The organism is Pseudomonas sp. FA117, assembly GCF_057370475.1.
Genome location: NZ_CM170675.1, coordinates 877,745 through 898,119, shown reverse-complemented (window position 1 = coordinate 898,119; position 20,375 = coordinate 877,745). Strand labels below are relative to the sequence as shown.

Here is a 20,375-nt window from a genome sequence, read left to right as displayed (position 1 = left end):
CCTTAACCAATGGCCACGTCGCTGCTTTTCAGCGGGATCGCCATTGCGGTGAGAATTTTGCGGGGGCCGGCGTAGCCGTTGCGGGCATGGATGGTGAAGATGTTGTCGAGCACCACCACATCGCCTTTCTGCCAGGGGAATTCGACCATCACCTCGCGGTACAGCTGCTGCAGGTGGCGGATGTAGTCCTCGGGGATCGGCGTGCCGTCGCCGAAGTAGGTGTTCTGCGGCAGGTCCTCGGGGGCGAACTCCGCCAGCAGGCTGTCGCGGATGCTGTCCGGCAGGGTCAGGGCGTTGAAGAAGGTCGCATGGTTGAACCACACGGTCTGGCCGGTGCGCGGGTGGCGCACCACGGCCGGGCCCTGTTGACGGGTGCGCAGGCGGTTGCCGCTCTTCCACTCGGGGGTGATGCCGATCTTCGCGCAGTAGGCTTCCACTTCCTGGCGGTCTTCGGTCTGGAACACCGTCTGCCAGGGCAGGCCCATGCCGTCGCCGTAGTTGCGCACGTAGAGCACGCGCTTGCGGATGAATTCCTCGCGCACCTGCGGGTCGATGCGCTCGAGCAGCAGGCGGGTGTCGCCGAACGGCGTTTCGCCGCCGGTGGGCGACGGCTGGTCGCAGTAGAAGTACAGGTGCAGCGGGAACACCGGCGAATAGGAGTGCTCGTTGTGCGGGAAGATCTTCTCCGCCGACGGGTAGTCGGTGGAGCTGTAGACGTTGAGCTTCTTGGTGATCTGGGTACGCGGCGAGGCGCGGAACAGGTACTCCAGGGCGCCGCCGGAGATGGCATCGACGCACTGGTTGAACTGGTTGATGTCCTGCACGTTGAAGCCGCGGAACAGCAGGGTGGCATGCCGGTCGAGCTTGTCCTGGATCAGCTCGCGGTTCTGCCCCGCCCACTCGATCAGGTCGACCCCGGGCCGGTTCGGCGAACACACCAGTGGCACCAGGCTGTCCTCGAACATCGGGCTGAAGGTCACCAGGCTGGACTGGTCCAGGCTCAGGCTCTTGCGCCGGCCCTTGCCCAGCGCCGGCATGACTTGCGACTCGAAACTCGACATTGCACCTCTCCCATTCGTGTATCAGGTGCGCGCCCCGTGGCACGCACCTGCCTGACTGTGCTTGGCGGCCGATCAGTCGGTCGCCACCCGGCCCGGGCGACGACGCTGGATCGGGTGTTGCTGTTGCAGCAGCGCCTGGCGCTCGCGCAGGGCGCGCTGTTCGGCGTCCTGCTGCAACTGCGCCGCCGCGCCCAGCAACTGCGCCAGCGGCGCCTGCGGGTCGGCGAGCAGGCCTTGGAACACCGCCACCAACTGCTCGAACAGACAGGCCATGTCGGCGTCGGCATACAGCCCCGCGTCGCACTTCAGGCCCAGGTAGACGCCGTCTGGCGAGTTGACGAACTCGGCGATCAGGTCCAGCTCCGCAGCCGCCTTGCCGGCCGGCAACGGCTGGATGTCCAGCCCCTCGATCGACAACGGCACATCGCTGCTGTCCTGGTAGATGAACTTGATCGCGAACAGCGGCGACCGACCGGCCCGACGCGGCACCCGCAGCGCCTCGACCAGACGGTCGAACGGCAGGTCCTGGTGATCCGAGGCACCGATCACGGTGCTGCGCGCGGCCTCCAGCAACTGGCCGACACGCGCCTGGGGCTCGATCGTCAATTGCAGTACCAACTGGTTAACGAAGAAGCCCACCAGATCTTCAACCCCGGCATGGTTGCGGTTGGCGACGTCGGTTCCCAGGCGCACCCGCGACTGGCCACTGCGCTGCGCCACCACCACGCTGAAACCGGTGAGCAGGAGCATGTACAGGGTCAAGCCTTGGGCACTGGCAAAGCTGCGCAGCGCCTCGCTCAGCGCTGGGTCGAAGTGGAACTCGTGGACCTCGCAGAACGCGGCATTGGCCGACGCCGCCTGACGTGCCGGAGAAGCCGGCAGGCGGGTCAGGCTGTGGTCCTCGCCCAACTGCGCGCGCCAGTAGTCGAGCTGGCGTTCGAGCTCGCCGGCGGCCAGCCACTGGCGCTGCCACACGGCAAAGTCGAGGTATTGCAGGCGCGGCGCAGCCAGCGTGCTGGCGCTGCCGTCGCGCGCCGACTGGTAGAGGCTGACGAACTCGGCCGGCAACAGGCCGAACGACCAGTGGTCGACGACGATATGGTGCAGGGTGATCAGCAGTACGTGGCGCTGTTCGGCCAGGCGCACCAGTTGCACGCGCATCGGTGATCCGTCGGTGAGGTCGAACGGCTGGCGTGCCTCATCCTGCAGGTGCTGGTCGAGCGCAGCCTGCTGCCGCTCGGCGGGCAAGTCGCTCAGGTCGGTGAATTCGAAGCCGGGCTCGAGCTGCGGATGCACCTGCTGCCAGTGCTCGCCATCGGCTTCGAAGTAGGTGGTGCGCAAAACCGAGTGACGTTGCACCAGCGCCCCGAAGGCCTGGCGCACGGCCGACAGGTCCAGCGCGCCGTTCAGCTCCAGGGCCCGGGCGATGTTGTACATCGAGCTCTGCGGCTCCAGCTGCCAGAGGAACCACAGGCGCTGCTGGGCATAGGACTGCAACTGCGGCTGGCGATCATCGACCCGCGCCAGTACCGGCATGGCCGTGGCCCGCTCGCTGTGTTCGAGCACCGCGACAAAATCTTCCAGCGTGGCCGCTTCGAACAGGCTACGCAGGGCAAGCTGTACGCCCAGCTCCTGACGCACCCGGCTGATCACCTGGGTGGCCAGCAGCGAGTGCCCGCCGAGGGCGAAGAAGTTGTCGCCGAGCCCCACCTGCGGCACGTCCAGCACCGCTTCCCAGATGGCCGCCACGCGCCGCTGCAGATCGCTCTGCGGCAGCACCAGCGTCTGATTGGCAGCCTCCGGCGCCGGCAGTGCCTTGCGGTCGAGCTTGCCGTTGGGGGTCAGCGGCAGGCGCGCCAGCAGCAGCAACTGGCTGGGCTGCATGTAGTCGGGCAGGTCCTGGCGCAAGGTGGCCTGGATATCTTCACGCAGCGCCTGACGGGCAGGCTCGGCCAGGGCGTCGAAGTCTGCAACCGGTACCACGTAGGCCACCAGTTGCAGGCCATGGCGCGCCTGCAGCGCCACCACCACCGCTTCGCGCACCGCCGGCTGGCTGGCCAGGCGCGCTTCGATCTCGCCCAGCTCGATGCGGAAACCGCGGATCTTCACCTGGTGATCGATACGCCCGACATACTCGAGGCTGCCGCCGGGGTTGTAGCGCACCAGGTCGCCGCTGCGGTACAGCCGTGCGCCCGGCTGGCTGGCGAACGGGTCCGGGAGGAAGCGCTCGGCAGTCAACGATGGACGATCGAAGTAACACTGGGCCAGGCTCGCCGAAGCACCGATGCACAGCTCGCCAGTGCCACCTTCGGGCAGCAGGTCACCAGCGGCATCGAGGATGCGCAGGCTGCGCCCGGCAATCGGCCCGCCGATCGGCACGCCGTACACAGTGCTGGCGTCTTCGAGGCGGCAGTCGTGCACGCTGGAAACCACGGTCGCCTCGGTCGGGCCATAGGTGTTGACCAACTGCACATGGCCAAGGCCCGCGGCGTGCCACAGGCGCAGGCCCTCGACCGACATCGCCTCGCCGCCCACGTGCACCTGGCGCAGGCCGCCCAGGCGATGCGCCTCGTCGGAGCTGGCCAGCAGGTGCCAGTAGGCAGCCGGCAGGTCGGCCAGGGTCACCCGTTGCTCGACCAGGGTGTCGGCCAGCTGCTCCACCGACCAGGGCTGATCGTCGCGCATGATCAGCGCGGCGCCCAAGGCCAGCGGTGGATAACACTGCTCGACGAAGCCATCGAAACTGAAGGTTGCGAATTGCAGCACCCGGTCGTTGGCGCTCAGCCGCGAATAGGCCGCGGCGCTTTCGCAGAACTCACGCAGCGCGGCATGGGCGATGGCAACGCCCTTGGGCTTGCCGGTCGAGCCCGAGGTGTAGATGACGTAGGCCAGGTCGTCGGCGCAGGCGCGCTCGAGCGGATCGTGCTCGGCACTGGCGGCCAGCACAGCATGCATCCGGTCCAGGTCCAGGCGCGCCACGCCCTGGCGCTGGGCCAGCTCGACCAGCAGGCCCTGCTCGGCCAACAGCAACGCGAGGCGGCTGTCCTCGAGCATGAAGGCCAGGCGCTCGTCGGGGTAGTCCGGGTCCAGCGGCACATAGGCGGCGCCGCTCTTGAGCACCGCCAGCAGGCTGACGATCAGTCGCGGGCTGCGCCGCAGCGCCAGACCGACGCGCTTGCCGGGGCCGACGCCCTGGGCGATCAGGCAATGCGCCAGGCGGTTGGCCTGACGGTTGAGGCTGGCGTAGTCCAGTTGCTCGCCAGCCACCCACAAGGCCAGGGCCTCAGGGGTGGCGGCAGCCTGGGCGGCGATGCGCTGGTGCACCAGCGCGCTACTCGCCAGCGGCATGCTGCTGTCACCCTGGCGCGCCAGCAGGGCCTGGCGCACACCGGGCTCAAGCAGGCTCAGCACGCCGAGACGCTGCTGCGGCGCCTCGACGAACTGCGCCAGCAGATGACGCAGCTGGGCGCTGAAACCGGCCACCTGGGCAGCACTGAAGCGCGCCTGGTCGTAGCTGAAATCCAGGCGCAGGGTGTCGCCCAGCTCGATGCCCAGGGTCAGCGGGTAGCTGGTCTGCTCGTGGTTGTGCAGGTTGCTCATGCGCAGCCCGCTACCATCGCCCTGGCGCAGGGCCTCGGCGACCGGGAAGTTCTCGAACACCAGCAGGCTGTCGAACAAGGCGTTGCCCTGCTGACCGGCCCAGGCCTGGATCTCGTACAGCGGCACATGCTCATGCTCGCGCAGCACCAGGTTGTGCGCCTGCAGCGCGTCGAGCCACTGGGCGACGGTCTGCTGCGGGTGCGGCTGGCAGACGATCGGCAAGGTGTTGATGAACAGCCCCAACTGGCTGTCGATGCCCGGCAATTGCGCCGGACGACCGGCCACGGTGGCACCGAAGGCAACACAGCGCTGGCCGCTGTAGCGTTGCAGCAGGATCGCCCAGGCGCCTTGCAGCAGGGTGTTGAGCGTGACCTTGTGGGCCTTGGCGAAGGCTTTCAGCGCCTCGGTGGCCGGCGCATCGAGCTGGGCCAGTTGCTGCTGGTAGCCGCTGCCCTGTTCCGGGCGACGCAGGGTTTCGCCGAGCAAGGTCGGTTGCTCCAGGGCCGCCAGGTCCGCTTGCCAGAAGGTCTTGGCCGCTGCACTCGGCTGGGCCTGCAACCAGGCCAGGTAATCGCGGTAATGCCCTGCAGCCTGCGCCGGGGCGTGGCCAGCGTAGCGTCCGAGCACTTCGGCCAGCAGACTGGCGTTGCTCCAGCCATCCATGAGGATGTGGTGGCTGGTGTAGATCAGGTGCCAGGCTTGCGCGCCGGTCGGCACCAGGCACAGGCGCAGCAGCGGCGCCTGGGCCAGATCGAAGCCGCGCAGGCGCTCCTGCCCGGCCAACTGGTCGAGGTCATGCGCGCCTTGCTCGAGCAGCGTCAGCGGCAACGGCAGATGGCGCTGCACCACTTGGTGCGGCTGCTCCAGGCCCTGCCAGTGCATGCTGCTGCGCAGGATCGGATGATGATCCAGCGCCGCCTGCCAGGCCTCGCGGAACCGCGCGACATCCAGGCCGGCGATATCCAGGCGCATCTGGTTGACGTAGGCCCCTTCGCCCGGTTCGTAGAGGCTGTGGAACAGCATGCCCTGCTGCATCGGTGCCAGGGGGTAGAGGTCTTCGATTTCGCTTGCCGACACCGGCAATGCATCGAGCTGCGCCTGGTCGATACGCGCCAGGCTGAAGTCCGAGGGCGTCGCCTGCCCGGCCGGCACTTGCAGGCAATGGGCAAGCAGCGCCTGCAACTGGGCAAGATAATCGTCGGCCAGGCGCTGCACGCTGGCGTCCTGGTACATGGCGCTGCTGTAGCCCCATTGCAGCGACAGCTCGCCGTTGTACACCTGGCCCTCGAGGGTCAGCCAGTTGGCCAGCGGTGCATCGGGATCCTGGGCCTGGCCACTGCGCTCGGCCGCCGGGGCGAACAGCGCCGCCTGGTCGAATTGCGCATCGAACTGCCCCAGGTAGTTGAAGGTGATGCGTGGCACGGCAGCATCTGCGAGTCGCTGCATCAACGCAGGCTCGCTCAGGTAGCGCAGCAGTCCGTAGCCCAGGCCCTTGCCCGGCACTGCACGCAGCTGCTCCTTGACCGCCTTGATCGAGCCCGCCCAGTCGGCGGTGGCCTGCAGGCGCACCGGGAACAGGCTGGTGAACCAGCCGACGCTGCGGGTCAGGTCGAGATCGTCGCCCAGGTCTTCACGGCCATGCCCTTCCAGTTGGATCAGGCATCCCGACTGGCCGCTCCACTGTTCGAGCACGCGGGTCAGGGCCGTCAGTAGCAAATCGTTGACCTGGGTACGATAGGCCGCGGGCGCCACTTGCAGCAGTTGCCGGGTCGCCTCGCGTGACAGGCGCGACTCGACCTTGCGCTGCAAGCGGTTGAGGTTTGCGCCCTGCGGGTTGTCGCACGGCAGATCGACGATGCCCTGCGGCTGGGCAAGCCAGTACGGCAGTTGCTCCTGCACCGAGGCCACGCTGGTGTGCAGACGCTCGGCCCAGGCCTGATAGCTGCTGGTCTTGGCCGGCAGGGTTGGCGATTCGCCTGCGCTCAACTGGCGGTAGAGCTGCTGCAGGTCTTCGAGCAGCACCCGCCACGACACACCGTCGACCACCAGGTGATGAATCACCAGCAGCAGGCGCTGCTCGCCGTTGTCCATCTGCACCAGCAGGGCACGCAACAGCGGCCCCTCGGCCAAGTCGAGGCTGGCCTGCAGGGCCTCGCACAACTCGCCCAGCACAACCGGGTCGGCAGCACGGGCGGTTTGCAGCACGCCGCCATCGGCCAGTGCGGCGTGAGCCTGGCGCCAGCCTTGCGGCCCGGCCTGGTAGCGCAGGCGCAGGGCATCGTGATGCGCGACGAGGCGCTGCAGGGCCTGGTCGAGCAGGTCTGCCTGCAGCGCTGTGCGCGGGGTGAGCAGCAACGACTGGTTCCAGTGGTTGCGGTTGGGCATCTGCAGCTCGAAGAATGCCTGCTGGATCGGCGTCAGGCGCACCTCGCCGGTGACCGGGCCCTGCTCGCCGAGCGGGCGGTCGTCACGTACCGCGACCAGTGCCAGACTGCGGATGGTCTGGTGCTGGAACAGGTCGCGCGGAGCCAGGCGCACACCGGCCTGGCGAGCACGGCTGACCACCTGGATGGAGACGATCGAGTCGCCGCCCAGCTCGAAGAAGTTGTCCTCGAGCCCCACCTGCGCGACGCCGAGCACGTCCTGCCAGATACCGGCCAGCAGGGTCTGCAGGTCATCCTGCGGCGCCACGAACGCCTGCTGCGCAGCTGCCTGCGGCTGTGGCAGGGCCTTGCGGTCGAGCTTGCCGTTGGCCGTCACCGGCAGGCTTTGCAGCGGCATCCAGTAGGTCGGCACCATGTACTCCGGCAGGCTTTCGAGCAAGGCGGCCTTGAGCGCCGCCTGCCAGCCATCGTCACCCTGCTGCTCGAGCACCAGGTAGGCCACCAGGTGCTTGCCGTCCTGCACCAGCACCACGGCTTCGCGCACCTGCGGTTGCTGCATCAGGCGGGTCTCGATCTCGCCGAGCTCGATGCGCAGGCCGCGCAGCTTGACCTGATGATCGAAGCGGCCAAGGTATTCGATCACCCCGTCGCGCCGCTGGCGCACCCGGTCACCGGTGCGGTACAGCCGCTCGCCAGCGTGGAACGGACACGGCACGAAGCGCTCGGCAGTCAGTGCCGGGCGCCGGTGATAGCTGCGCGCAAGGCCCGCACCGCCCAGGTACAGCTCGCCGGAAACACCTGCGGGCACCGGCTGCAACTGGGCATCCAGGACATGGGTACGCAGGTTGGCGATGGGCTGGCCGATCGGGATGGCGAGCGCACCCTCATCGATGCAGGTCCAGTGGGTGACGTCGATGGCCGCTTCGGTCGGGCCATAGAGGTTGTACAGCCCCGCTCCCGGCAGGCGCGCGAACACCTGCTCCTGGGCTTCCAACGGCAGGGCCTCGCCGCTGCAGACGATGCGCGCCAGGCTGCTGCAGGCCTCGACGCCGTCGTCGTGGATGAACGCCTGGAGCATCGAAGGCACGAAGTGCAGCGTGGTCACGCCATGACGCACGATGGTCTCGATCAATCGCGCAGGTTCACGGTGCGCACCGGGGGCGGCCACCACCAGGCAGGCGCCGGTCATCAGTGGCCAGAAGAACTCCCAGACCGACACGTCGAAGCTGAACGGGGTTTTCTGCAGCACCACATCACGGGCATCGAGCGCATAGGCCTGCTGCATCCAGCACAGGCGGTTGACCAGCGCTGCGTGGCTGTTGCCGGCGCCCTTGGGCCGGCCGGTGGAACCGGAGGTGTAGATCACATAGGCCAGGTGCTGGGGCAAGGTCTGCCGGGCCGGTGGCTGGACGCCATGGCCGTCGAGCCAGCTATCAGGCTGGTCGAGTTCGAGCAGTTCCAGCTGAGCCAGGCCCTCGAGCAGCGGGCGCAGGGAGCGCTGGGTGAGCAGCAGGCGCACGCCGCTGTCCTCGATCATGTAGCGCAGGCGATCCTGGGGGTATTCCGGGTCCAGCGGCACGTAGGCGCCGCCAGCCTTGATCACCGCCAGCAGCGCCACGACCATTTCCACTGAACGCTCCACGCACACGCCGACCAGCACATCCGGGCCGACGCCTCGGGCGTGCAACAGGTTGGCCAGGTGGTTGGCGCGCAGGTCGAGCTCGGCATAGCTGAGGGTCCGATCGGCAAAGCGCAGCGCCGGTGCATCAGGCGTGCGTTGCACTTGGGCTTCGATCAGGCTGAACAGGCACTGCTCGGTGGGGTACTGGCGGGCGGTGGCATTCCAGTGTTCGACCAGCGTCTGGCGCTCATCGTCGGCCAGCATGGCCAACTCACCGATGGCCTGATGCGGGTTGGCTACCAGCGCTTCGAGCAAGCGCGTGAAGTGTCCGGCCATGCGCTCGATGGTGTCGGCGTCGAACAGGTCGTCGGCGTAGGTCAGCGCGGCACGCAGGCGGCCGGCCTGCTCGTAGGTGTCCAGGGTCAGGTCGAACTGGGTGGTACGGCTCTGCCACTGCACGGCACTGAGTTCCAGCCCCGATGCCGTGTGCACGCGTGCCAGGTCGGCGACCTTCGGCTGGTGGTTGTACATCACCTGGAACAGCGGCGTGTGGCTGAGGTTGCGCTCGAGCTTGAGCGCCTCGACCAGCTGCTCGAACGGCAGGTCCTGATGGGCCTGGGCGCCGAGCACGCTGTCCTTGACCGCCTGCAGGAAGCGGGAAAACGGCTGCAGGCCGTCGACCTGGTTACGCAGCACCAGGGTGTTGACGAAAAAGCCGATCAGGCCTTCGATCTCGTTGCGGTTGCGGTTGGCCACCGGCACGCCGATACGCAGGTCGGCCTGCCCGGTGTAGCGGAACAGCAGCGCATTGAACGCACCCAGCAGCAGCATGAACAGCGTGACGTTCTGCTGCCGGGCCAGTTCGCGCAGGGCCTCGGCCAGGCGCTCGTCGACGCTGAACTCGTAGCGCCGGCCACGCTGGCTGGGCTGCGCCGGGCGCGGGTGGTCGGTGGGCAGTTCGAGCACCGGGTGCTCATCACCCAGCATGCCTTGCCAGTAGTCCAGTTGCCGCGCCTGTTCGCCGGCCTCCAGCCAGCGCCGTTGCCACAGGGCGTAGTCGCTGTACTGCACCGCCAGCTCCGGCAGTTGCGGCGCCTGGCCCTGGGCAAGAGCGTCGTAGCAGCGGGTGAACTCCTCGATCAGCACGTTCATCGACCAACCGTCGGAGACGATATGGTGCAGGGTCAGCAGCAGCACGTGCTCATCGTGCGCCAGACGCAGCAGGCTGACCCGCAGCAGCGGCCCCTGCTCCAGGTCGAACGGCCGTACCGCCTGGGCTTCGGCGGCCTCGCGCACGGCCTGCTCGCGCTGCTCGGCCGGCAGCTGGCGCAGGTCCTGGTGATCGATGTGCAGGGGTTGATCGAGCGCCACCTGCCTGGGCGTTTCGTCGGCATCGCAGCGGAACACCGTGCGCAGGGTCTCGTGACGCGCGACCAGGCTGGCGAAGGCCTGCTCCAGTGCCTGATGGTCCAGTTCGCCATTGAGCCGCACCGCACCCGGCAGGTTGTAGGCGCCGCTGGCTGGATCCAGTTGCCAGAGCAACCACATGCGCCGCTGGGCGAAGGACAACGCATCGCGGTCCTCGGCCGGCACCTGGGCCGGGATCGGAAATTGGGCGAAATCCACCCCCTCCCTGGCCAGCGCGGCGAGAAACAGCTGACGTTTCTCCACGGGCAGACCGATGAACCGGCGAGCGAGTTTCAAGGCGTCTTCAGCATTCATGTGTTGGGCATCCGGGATCGATAGGCGAAAAGCGAGGGCAAACCATCCCTATTGAACGAATGCTGACCGGAAAAATTAGAACCAGGCGTCAGGGTGCCTGGCTGGAGCCTCTGCGGCGAAGAACCACCGTGACACCCGTGATTGTTCATGCATATGGAATTGACAAACCAGATCAGCAGCCTTTATCCCAGCCAGCTCAATCACGATCATGCAAAGGTGCCCCACCCCACTGCCAAGGACCTGCCCATGTCGATTACAAAAACCCTGAGCCCAGCCCTGCTTGCCATGAGCCTCATCGCCGCCAAGCCCGCTTCGGCCGACGACACCGTACCTCAGACCGGCGCTGCCTCAGGCCCGCTGCAACTGTTCGTGACCCTGCCGGTCAAGCCCGACCACCTCGAGCGCTTCCTGGCCACCATGCACAAGGAAGTTGCCGGCGCACGCTCGGAAGCGGGCAATGTGGCGTTCGATGTCTATGAAGACGCCGAGCACCCCAGCCGTCTCTACCTGTTCGAGCATTGGCACGACGCCGCATCGCTGGCCTCGCACACGACGCAGCCCTACTACAAGGCGATTCGCGCCCAGGAAGCCGACGACCTTGGCGGTACCGTCGAGGAACGCAAGCTGGTGGAAGTGCAGCCGGCAGCACCCGCACGCGCTGGCGTCGAAGCGCATTACAGCCTGCTGAGCACCCTGCACCTGGCACCGGGCAAGGGCGCACAGCTCGCCAGCCGCTTCGCCGCCCAGGCCGACGCGATCCGCGCAGCCCAAGGCAACCTCGGTCTGGCCCTCTACCAGGATGAGGAAAAGCCCGATGAGCTGCTGCTGATCGAGCGCTGGAGCGACCGCGCCGCCCACGACGCCAGCGCGGCGTCACCCGCCGCACAGCAATTGCTTGCCGCACTGAACGACACCACCGACGCGCCGGTACGGCCATTGCGCCTGATCGATCGCTCCGTCGCGGGCCACTGAGACCTACAACGAAGGGCCAGGAACATGACCCACCCCCCCAGCGATATCCCCTCCACCGTCGAGCGTCTCCAGGCACGCTTCGAGCCGGTGTCATATGCCCTGCTGCGTGCGGTATTCGGCATCGTCATGTTCACCCACGGCCTGCCCAAGCTGCTGGGCAATTCGCACGGTTCGATGGCCGACCCCATGGCCAGCTCGACTCATCTGATCGGCAATGTCATGGGCCTGCCGTTCGCCAGCGAACTGGCCTTCCTGGTGATGCTGCTGGAGACCGTCGGCGCGGTGATGCTGGTCGCGGGGCTGCTGACCCGCCCCATCGCACTGGCCATGGCGGCGGAGATGATCGGTATCAGCTACGCGCTCGGTCCGACCTGGCCCTGGGTCGACCGGGGCATCGAGTATCCGGTGATCCTCGGCTGCCTGGCTCTGTACATCGCAGTGCGCGGCGGCGGGCGCTTCGCCCTGGATCGCGGATTGTGGCCCAGGTTCTGAGCACGGCCCCGCAGCACTGACCGCCAGCCCTTGCCACGCCCTGCCAGCGAAAGCTGGTGGGGCGATGGCACATCATGTTTCGATGTACCCCCCTCATGCATTCGATGCATGGCCTCTACTGCAAAACGCAATTGTGTATCGGGGTGCCTGCTCTTAGTCTTAAAGAACCATATAAAAGAAATAAATATATTTTTATTCTTTTTATGCATATCGGTTCAATGGACTTCCCACCGCCCGCCGAATACAGCAGGACAACCCGATGAGCATCGTCACAGCAGAAACTGCAGAAACCGAACGCGACTACCACACCGATGTGCTGGTGATCGGCGGCGGACCGGCCGGAGCCTGGGCTGCCATCGGCGCTGCTGCCCGGGGCGCCAGGGTCATCCTGGTGGACAAGGGCTACTGCGGCGCCTCCGGGGCCACCGCGCCTTCCGGCACCGCAGTGTGGTGCGTGGCACCGGACGCCGAGCGACGCCGGATCGCCAAGGCCAGCCGTTATGCCATGGGCGGCGAGCTGGCCGAACCACAGTGGATGGACCGTGTGCTGGAGCAGACCTGGCGCAACCTGCAACAGCTTGCCGACTGGGGCTATCCGTTTCCGCTCGACGAGCACGGCCAGCAACGCTGGGTATCGCTGCAGGGCCCGGAATACATGCGCCTGATGCGCAAGCGGATCAAGCAGGCCGGCGCACGCATTCTCGATCACAGCCCGGCCCTGGAGTTGCTGGTCGACGAACACGGCCAGGTGTGCGGCGCCACCGGCATCAGCCGGCAGAAGCAACAGCGCTGGCGCATCCAGGCCGGCGCCGTGGTGCTGGCCACTGGCGGGGTGGCCTTCCTGAGCAAGGCGCTGGGCTGCAACGTGCTGACCGGCGACGGCCACCTGATGGCTGCCGAAGCGGGCGCAACACTATCGGGCATGGAATTCTCCAACGCCTACGGCCTTGGCCCGGCGTTCGCCTCGGTCACCAAGTCGGCGCTGTACTCCTGGGCCACCTTCTATCGCGCCGATGGCCGCGAACTCGAAGGCGCCGGCTCGGCGCGCGGCCGTGGGGTGATCGCCAGGACGCTGATGAACGAGGCGGTGTTCGCCTGCATCGATCGCGCCGACGCCTCCACACGCCAGTGGATGCGCTCGGCGCAGCCGAATTTCTTCCTGCCCTTCCAGCGCATGGGCCTCGATCCATTCACCGAGCGCTTCCCCGTGACCCTGCGCCTGGAGGGCACCGTGCGGGGCACCGGCGGGCTGCGCATCTGCAACGAGCAGTGCGCCACGTCGGTGCCGGGGCTGTATGCGGCCGGTGACGCCGCGACCCGCGAACTGATCTGTGGCGCCTTCACCGGCGGCGGCAGCCGCAACGCGGCCTGGGCGCTGTCATCGGGGATGTGGGCCGGGGCCGGCGCTGCCGAGTTCGCCCGCGACCAGCGCAGCCCTGTTACCCGCAGCCTGCTGCACGCCGGTGGCGTCGGGCTGCGCGGCGAGGGCAATCATGGCTTCGATGCTGAAGCGACGATCCGTGCGGTGCAGGCCGAAGTCTTCCCCTATGAGCGCAACTGGTTTCGCCAGGGCGAGCGCCTGGACGATTCGCTGGGTCGGCTCGACCCGCTCTGGCAGCAGTTGCGCCGGGCCGCGCCCGCCAGCCCCGGGCAACTGCTGCGCGCCCGCGAAGCCGCAGCGATGCTCGCCACCGCGCGCTGGATGTACCACAGCGCCCTGGCGCGTACCGAGAGCCGTGGCATGCACCGGCGCGAGGACCATCCACGGCTCGACCCTGCGCAACGCTACCGCCTGATCAGCGGCGGTCTCGACGAGGTATGGACCGAGCGTGAAACCCTCGGTCCGGTCGATCACAGCCTGCTGACGGAGAAAGCCGCATGATCGAGCTGATCAGTGCAGAGCGCTGTACCGGGTGCAACATCTGCGTGCTGGTGTGCCCGACCGACGTGTTTGCAGCGGTGCCTGGCCAGGCACCGCTGATCGCCCGGCAGTCCGACTGCCAGACCTGCTTCATGTGCGAGGTCTATTGCCCGGAGGATGCACTGTTCGTGTCGCCGCTGGCCGATCAACAGGCCGTGGTCGACGAGCGCCAACTGAGCGAGAACGGCCTGCTGGGCGGCTACCGCCAGGCGCTCGGCTGGGGCAAGGGGCGCCAGTCCACCGCCGCCCTCGACGAAAGCTATCAGTTCATCAAGGGCATCTAGGACCCGCGCCGATCAACGACGCCGCTTCAGCTCTTCCAGCCCGGCGGGCAGCTCGGCGCCAGGGAAATGCGTGGAGAGCGTGGTCTCGCGCCACTGCGCGAGTTCTTCGGCACGTGCACGCTCGTCGAGTTCGTAGACGTACAGCGCATCGCCACCGAGCAGCAGGCGCAGCGGCAGGTCGTCGCGGCGCGACAACTGCACGATCAGCTCGGCGATCTTGCGCGGGTCGCCCACCTCGTTGCCGCCGTAGTTGGCCATCAACTCCAGCACATGGCCGACGCTGGGTTGGTAGTCGGCCAGCATGTCCTGCGGCGCACGCTTGGCCTCAGTTGCCCAGTCGGTGCGCATGCCACCCGGCTCGAGGGTGCAGACCTGGATACCCAGCGGCGTGACTTCCTTGGCCACCACGTCGCTGAAGCCACCCACCGCCCACTTGGCAGCCTGGTAGGCCGAAAGCCCGGGGGTGGATGTCCGGCCACCGACCGAGGACACCTGGAACACATGCCCGCTGCGCTGCCCGCGCATCACCGGCAGGGCCGCGCGCGTCAAGTTCACCACCCCGAACAGGTTGGTTTCCACCTGCGCCCGGAAATCGTCGGCGCTCATCTGCTCGAACGGCGCAGTGTGGCCATAGCCTGCGTTGTTGACCAGCACATCGAGACGGCCGAACGCCTCGACCGCTACCTGCACCGCGTGCTGCGCTGCGGCTTCGTCGGTGACATCGAGGGCGACCGTACGGATCTGCCCGCCAAATTGCCCCACCAGGTCGTCCAGGCGCTTTGGATCACGGGCCGCCGCGACCAGGCAATCACCGTTGTCGAGCACCGCTTCGCTGATGGCTCGCCCCAGACCACGGGCTGCACCGGTTACAAGCCAGACTTTGGACATGATTCGACTCCTCGCTGCCAATAATAGAGTGACTACTCACTCATTTAAATGCCGTAAAGAAACCTTGTCAGCGACCACCCAAGGCCGCCCACAGGGCGTTGAAACCTGCCGTGCGATACACCTCGGCCTGCTCCGGCGATGACTTGATGAACTCCATGGCCGTCTCGGCCATCGACACGAACAGCGCGCCATAGAACGCCTGCGCCTGCTGCTCCGGTAAACCGCTGGCCGCCGTGCGTTCGCGCAGCAGCGCGCCCACTTCGTCGAAGCCCTGGCTACCGGCCTCACGGTGCACGGCATCGATGCGCCCGCTGACACCCAGCTGACGCAGCGCCTCGCGTGCCTGCGGGCTGTTCATGCCCCAGTCGACGTAACCGTTCCAGGCGTGCCGGATGCTGGCCTCAGGCGTCGCGTTGCGGGGGAAGTCGGCCATCATCGCCAGGCGCAGCCCAGCCTTGAGTTCCAGGTACAGGGCGTTGAGCAGCACATCCTTGGTTTCGAAGTAGGTGAACACCGTTCCTTCGGCCACCCCGGCCAACCGCGCGATCCGTGCCGTGGTCGCACTCAGCCCCTGCTCGGCGAGCGCCTGGGCAGCTGCGGCGAGAATGGCGTTGCGCTTGTCGTGACTGCGGGGACGGGCCATGGCGGGTCGATCATTAACTGAGTGATTGCTCAATCATATCCAACTGACGATCAAATGCAAGCCTGGGTTCCGCCCTGTACCCATTCCCCTCACGGCGCCACTTCCCGCTTACTCGCGATCCGCGCAAACGCCCTAATGCAGCGGTTGGTCTGCCGATATCGACCGCCCCCCCCACTCGAAGGAGCGCTGCATGTCACTGACCTCGTGTTTCAAAGGGTTGGCATTTCTGGCCTTCACGCTGCCTTGGGCCAGCCCGGCCAGCGCCCAGGTGCATGGTCTCTACGCCTACACACAGGCACTGGAAGAAAGGCTGACGGAGTGCTCGCCACATCTGAGGAACCTGCAGTACCTGCTGGTAGAGCGCATCCACGCGCTGGAGCCGCGGATTGCTCAACGCCTGGCGCAGATGCCCGAGACCGAACGACGCCTCGAGCAGCTGGAAGGGGCGCTGGATGCGCAGGCCCTTGAGTACGCAGAGCTGCGCCATGACCCTGGACGTCGTCTGGACATCGAGCAGATGGAGCAGGACATCTGGGTTGTCGAGAAAACGCTGCGCGACACCCTCGCCGATGAGCGGGAACTGAAACTCCTGAAGCCGGCGCTGACCCGTATCCGCGAGCACATCGGCGTGTTCGTCGGACACCAGGACGCACTGATCGGGTCCCGCGAAGAATGCCAGAGTTGGGAACACGACCAGGTGCAGTGCCACGCCGAGAACCTCGTACCGCTGGAGCACCAGGTGAAGGCGCTGCTCGAGGCGAGCCACGCGCTGCTTGCCCAACTGCAAGCACCGCTGAGCTGCGCCACCCCGTATCCGAACTACTGGGCGAAGAACTGCATGCCTCCTGCTCCGCGCCCTTGGCCACATCGCTTCTCTTTCACCCCCCTCCCCTAGATAACAGAGAATTGCCATGACTGAAGTGATCCAGATCCAAAGCCGCAGTGAAAAGATTCGAGAGGAAATCCAATACCTCGCTACGGTGGAGCCCCTGCAGTTGCCTGCCATCAACAGCTCGCTGGTCCAGGACTACGTGAAACAGATCGAGGGCAACTACGACTCCTCGCGAGCAAAGATCGATACTGACCACGCCATCGAACTTCTTTACATTGCCTACAACACGACCCCACAGGACAAAGGCGATATCCGCGTCAAGATCAGTACGATCATGAATCACCTGATCAAGGCTCAGCAGGAAAGCGAGCGGCAGATAAAGGATGCCGCCCGTAGCGCCAACTTCCTGTCGAGAAAGCTCAAACGCACCTTGCCTCGCTGGGTCCGCGCGAAAGAAAGTGACGATCTCGAACGCTTCAAGCGCTTCGTCAACGAAGACTTGATGGCCATGACCAACGAAATAAGTCAGTCCTCGACACAGGTCAAAGAAAATCTGAACTCGATCGCTGACCGCTACAACATCATCATCGCCGACACCGAGGATGTAACCAACGCCAGCGAACAGGCACTGAGCTCGACCCTGGTCGCCAATGCCCGGATTCGTAAGGAAATTCTCGAACACCAGGCCAGAAGCAAAGCCTTGGAAGCGCTGGTTCAGGACATGCAACGTCAGGTCAAGCGTTACGAAACACTCGCCAGTGAATATGCAGCCCAAGCCAAGACCACCGATGACCGCGCCTTCATCACTGCACTCGCGGGCGGCTATGCCCAGTTGGTTTCCTCGGCACTGCCACTTGTCGCCATGCTGGGCACGGGCGGCACATCCTCGTTGATCACCGCCTCGACAGTGGGCTTGGGCAACGTCAGGGGACAGGCTCAGGACGATCCCACTGCCGACATCATTCGCCTGAAGAAAGAGCGCTCCGAGCACGTGTCGAAGATCACCTTGGTCACAAGGAAACTGCAAACCGCCAAAGCATCACTCGCACAAATTCTCGAGCTCAAGAACAAGGAAAACGACAACGAAAAACTCAGAGCTTTGGAGAGCCGGGTCGATGATGCCCAAAGCGTCGTGGGGAAAACCCAGGCCCAGTACGATGAGCTCCAGCAAAAGCTTGGCACGATAGATAACGTCCTGCAGACCATGAACTCGGCGGCGACCAGTATCAGCGAAAACGCCAGGCAGCAGGCCGCAGACCTGCGTCAGCTGCAGATCAAAATGCTCGACAAGGCTGACATGTACGAGGCCGCCAGGCGCGAACAAACGACCGAACTGCTGGAGGTTTCGGTGCTGATGGCTGGCAAATGCACCGAGCAGGAAGTCATAGAGCTGGCGGTAAGGTCGCTGAACCTGAGTGTGAGCGCCCTCAAGCGCACCCGTGAAATTATGCTGGAGATCGCTGACTTCTTCCGTTCGTTCGTCGATTTCATGCAAGTGATGCGAACTGAAGCCGATCAACAGATCAAGGCGTTCGAGGCCGCGGAAGGTATGGATGAGGAGGAAAACCAGGAACTGCTGGAGTTGTTCGAGATCATCGATGAGTTCTTCATCAGCCAGTCCGGACAATGGCAGGCCGTGAGTATCGTGTCCGACCGCTTCGCGCAGACATTCAGGGACGGCTGGAGCACGCTCAACAGGTTGTCCGGCACCTATATCACCGGTCTGCAACTGCCTGCCTATCTGAGGAAGGCCGCAGGCCAGCTCGAGATCATCGCTGCAGATCGCAAGGCCGTCAGCGAAGCGCGGACAGTATATCTGGCGAACTACCGTAAGGAGCTGTAAGCCCCGCAATCATGGCTCGGGCATGGGTGGATATCAGTTCATGATTTTCTGAACTGATTATTTGCCCATGCCGATTCTTCCGCAGGACACGACTCTACAGAATCGGCTCACGACAATCACAATAACCGTGAGGCGACTCTCGTGGACCAGACTCTACAGGTACGGCAGGCCGCTGCCGCCCTCGTCGAAGCCTTCGCCAGCAACGACACCATCGGCTACTTCAACTGCTTCAGCGAAGACGCCACCTTCCTGTTCCATACCCTGCCCGAACCGTTGTTGTCACGCCGCAGCTACCAGGACCTCTGGACCGGTTGGCAGCAGGATGGCTTCTGCGTGCTCGGCTGCGAGTCGAGCAATGGGCACGTGAGCCTGCAGGGCGAAGTGGCGATTTTCATCCACGACGTGGCCACCCGCCTGCGCATGGGCGGGGAGGAACTGGCCCTGAACGAGCGCGAGACCATCGTGTTCAGGTTGCACGACGGGCGCTGGCTGGCCTGTCACGAGCACCTCTCGGCCCTGTCGCCCGCCTGATCCAGCGGCGCTGCCGCACTGCCATCGCACCCACAACAAGGCCCGGCACGGGCCGACAATACTCGCGCTGGAGCACCACCATGAGCCACTCGACCGGTATCGAGACCAACGGCGTCGAACAGATCCCCGACGATCAACGCGACGCCACCCCGCTTGACCTGTTCCGCCTGATCTTCGGCGGTGCCAATACCTTCGCCACCGCCGTGCTGGGCAGCTTCCCGGTACTGTTCGGGCTGTCGTTCCAGGCTGGGCTGTGGGCGATCATGCTCGGGGTCGGGGTCGGTTCGCTGATCCTCGCGCCCATGGGCCTGTTCGGTGCACTCAACGGCACCAACAATGCGGTATCGTCGGGCGCGCACTTCGGCGTGCACGGACGCATCGTCGGCTCGTTCCTGTCGCTGCTGACGGCAGTGGCGTTCTTTTCGCTGTCGGTATGGAGCTCGGGCGATGCGCTGGTCGGTGGCGCCAAGCGCCTGGCCGGCCTGCCGGAGACCGACCTCAGCCTGGGGCTGGCCTACGGCCTGTTTGCCGTGCTGGTGCTGGTGGTGTGCATCTTCGGGTTCCGCTTCATGCTGTGGGTCAACAAGATCGCGGTGTGGGCATCGAGCCTGCTGTTCCTGCTCGGCATCGCTGCCTTCGCCGCGCCGTTCGACGCAAGCTTCGCCGGCAGTGTCAATCTCGGTCAGCCAGGGTTCTGGGCCGCTTTCGTCGGTGCCGCGATCCTGGCCATGAGCAACCCGGTCTCGTTCGGCGCCTTCCTCGGCGACTGGTCACGCTACATCCCGCGCCACACGCCCAAGCGGCGCATCATGCTGGCCGTGATCCTGGCCCAGGCCGCCACGCTGATCCCGTTCCTGTTCGGCCTGTGCACGGCGACCCTGGTGGCCAGCCAGGCCCCGGACTACATCGCGGCCAACAACTATGTCGGCGGCCTGCTGGCGATTTCGCCGACCTGGTTCTTCCTGCCAGTGTGCCTGATCGCCGTGATCGGCGGCATGTCCACCGGCACCACCGCGCTCTATGGCACCGGCCTGGACATGTCCAGCGTTTTCCCGCGCCTGCTCAGCCGCGCGGCCGCCACCCTGCTGATCGGGGTACTGGCGATCGGTTTCATCTTCATCGGCCGCTTCGCCTTCAACCTGGTGCAGAGCGTGTCGACCTTCGCCGTGCTGATCATCACCTGCACCAGCCCGTGGATGGTGATCATGATTCTCGGCCTGATCACCCGCCGCGGCTTCTACCACGCCGACGACCTGCAGGTGTTCACCCGCGGCCAGCGGGGCGGTCATTACTGGTTCCTGCATGGCTGGAACTGGCGCGGCATGGGGGCCTGGGTCCCCAGCGCCGCGGTGGGCCTGTGCTTCGTCAACCTGCCGGGGCAGTTCGTCGGCCCGCTCGGTGACCTGGCTGGCGGCATCGACCTGAGCCTGCCGGTGACCCTCGGCCTGGCCGGCGTGCTGTACCTGATCCTGCTCAACCTGTTCCCCGAACCTGCCGGTGTCTACGGCCCGCGCGGCCCGCGCTGGGTACGCTGCAAAAGCGCTCCCCTGACACCCGTGACCACTGCCGAAATGGCCTGAC

Annotated in this window: 12 protein-coding genes; 8 read left to right on the top strand and 4 right to left on the bottom strand. The window is 65.9% G+C overall.

The window, feature by feature from the left end; all coding sequences use genetic code 11:
* Positions 1–2 precede the first annotated feature (2 nt).
* Positions 3–1,061 carry a TauD/TfdA family dioxygenase gene (locus tag AC1TXO_RS04190; RefSeq protein WP_486405166.1) on the bottom strand — a complete coding sequence of 353 codons (1,059 nt, stop codon included), beginning with the start codon at positions 1,059–1,061 and terminating at the stop codon, positions 3–5.
* 72 nt (positions 1,062–1,133) lie between these two features.
* Positions 1,134–10,388: an amino acid adenylation domain-containing protein gene (locus tag AC1TXO_RS04185; RefSeq protein ID WP_486405165.1), complete on the bottom strand. Its 9,255-nt coding sequence runs from the start codon at positions 10,386–10,388 to the stop codon at positions 1,134–1,136.
* Positions 10,389–10,634: 246 nt separating this feature from the next.
* Here AC1TXO_RS04185 and AC1TXO_RS04180 point away from each other — a divergent pair, with 246 nt between their 5' ends.
* The 4 genes from AC1TXO_RS04180 (at position 10,635) to AC1TXO_RS04165 (ending at position 14,057) form a co-directional block, all read left to right on the top strand.
* Complete coding sequence (locus AC1TXO_RS04180) at positions 10,635–11,360, top strand: putative quinol monooxygenase (RefSeq protein ID WP_486405164.1); 726 nt, start codon at positions 10,635–10,637, stop codon at positions 11,358–11,360.
* A gap of 24 nt (positions 11,361–11,384) precedes the next feature.
* Positions 11,385–11,852 carry a DoxX family protein gene (locus AC1TXO_RS04175; protein ID WP_486405163.1) on the top strand — a complete coding sequence of 156 codons (468 nt, stop codon included), beginning with the start codon at positions 11,385–11,387 and terminating at the stop codon, positions 11,850–11,852.
* Positions 11,853–12,111: 259 nt separating this feature from the next.
* Complete coding sequence (locus AC1TXO_RS04170) at positions 12,112–13,734, top strand: FAD-dependent oxidoreductase (RefSeq protein ID WP_486405162.1); 1,623 nt, start codon at positions 12,112–12,114, stop codon at positions 13,732–13,734.
* Positions 13,731–14,057, top strand: a complete 327-nt coding sequence (locus AC1TXO_RS04165; RefSeq protein ID WP_486405161.1) for a 4Fe-4S binding protein — start codon at positions 13,731–13,733, stop codon at positions 14,055–14,057. Before AC1TXO_RS04170 ends, AC1TXO_RS04165 begins: the two co-directional genes overlap by 4 nt.
* A gap of 12 nt (positions 14,058–14,069) precedes the next feature.
* Here the strand turns inward: AC1TXO_RS04165 and AC1TXO_RS04160 are convergent, their stop codons facing one another.
* Both AC1TXO_RS04160 and AC1TXO_RS04155 read right to left on the bottom strand, forming a co-directional pair.
* Positions 14,070–14,945 carry an SDR family NAD(P)-dependent oxidoreductase gene (locus AC1TXO_RS04160; protein WP_486405160.1) on the bottom strand — a complete coding sequence of 292 codons (876 nt, stop codon included), beginning with the start codon at positions 14,943–14,945 and terminating at the stop codon, positions 14,070–14,072.
* Between the two features lie 67 nt (positions 14,946–15,012).
* Positions 15,013–15,588: a TetR/AcrR family transcriptional regulator gene (locus AC1TXO_RS04155; RefSeq protein WP_486405159.1), complete on the bottom strand. Its 576-nt coding sequence runs from the start codon at positions 15,586–15,588 to the stop codon at positions 15,013–15,015.
* Between the two features lie 190 nt (positions 15,589–15,778).
* On the opposite strand from AC1TXO_RS04155, the gene AC1TXO_RS04150 reads away from it, so the two are divergent.
* The 4 genes from AC1TXO_RS04150 (at position 15,779) to AC1TXO_RS04135 (ending at position 20,374) form a co-directional block, all read left to right on the top strand.
* Positions 15,779–16,483, top strand: coding sequence for a hypothetical protein (locus AC1TXO_RS04150; protein ID WP_486405158.1), 705 nt, complete (start codon positions 15,779–15,781; stop codon positions 16,481–16,483).
* Between the two features lie 16 nt (positions 16,484–16,499).
* Positions 16,500–18,263 carry a hypothetical protein gene (locus AC1TXO_RS04145; protein WP_486405157.1) on the top strand — a complete coding sequence of 588 codons (1,764 nt, stop codon included), beginning with the start codon at positions 16,500–16,502 and terminating at the stop codon, positions 18,261–18,263.
* A 141-nt stretch (positions 18,264–18,404) separates the two neighbouring features.
* Complete coding sequence (locus tag AC1TXO_RS04140) at positions 18,405–18,794, top strand: YybH family protein (protein ID WP_486405156.1); 390 nt, start codon at positions 18,405–18,407, stop codon at positions 18,792–18,794.
* 80 nt (positions 18,795–18,874) lie between these two features.
* Positions 18,875–20,374 carry a purine-cytosine permease family protein gene (locus AC1TXO_RS04135; protein WP_486405155.1) on the top strand — a complete coding sequence of 500 codons (1,500 nt, stop codon included), beginning with the start codon at positions 18,875–18,877 and terminating at the stop codon, positions 20,372–20,374.
* Position 20,375: the final 1 nt, after the last annotated feature.